This is a genomic window from Vibrio sp. 2130-1 (genome assembly GCF_033339515.1).
Genome location: NZ_JAWOUT010000740.1, coordinates 1 through 515, shown reverse-complemented (window position 1 = coordinate 515; position 515 = coordinate 1). Strand labels below are relative to the sequence as shown.

At 51.5% G+C, this 515-nt stretch carries 1 protein-coding gene; it reads right to left on the bottom strand.

Translation table 11 applies throughout. From position 1 onward, the window contains the following. A partial coding sequence (locus tag R7Q09_RS28445) for an ABC transporter ATP-binding protein (protein ID WP_318144245.1) occupies positions 1-515 on the bottom strand: 515 nt, incomplete at both ends.

Genomic DNA, 515 nt, shown 5'->3' with positions numbered 1-515 from the left:
GAATCCCCAACTGCGCCGCAGAGCGAACTTCGTCACGTTGAATCAGCTTTTCTTTGAGTTCACGAAGTTTGTCGGCTTTCACCTCAATGATATTAACGCCCATCTGTTCCATTAACTGTTCGGGTTCGCCATCGGCACGAATTTCGCCCGATTCCATGATCGCCAGACGGTGGCAGCGTTCCGCTTCGTCCATGTAATGCGTGGTGACCAAAATCGTCGTACCTTGATCGCACAAGTCGAACAACTGCTCCCAAAAATCGCGTCGATTTTCGGGGTCAACGGCGGATGTCGGCTCATCCAAAAATAGCAGTTCGGGTTTGTGCATGGTCGCGGCGGCGAGTGAAAGGCGCTGCTTTTGACCGCCACTCATGCCGCTTACGCGCTGTTTTCGCAATTGATCCAACCCGTAAGTGGTGAGCTGCTCTTCGATCCGCTCTTTCAGCGACTGGCTGCTTAAACCAAAAATTTGCCCAATAAATTCGAGGTTTTCTTGAACGGATAGGTCGTCGTACAAC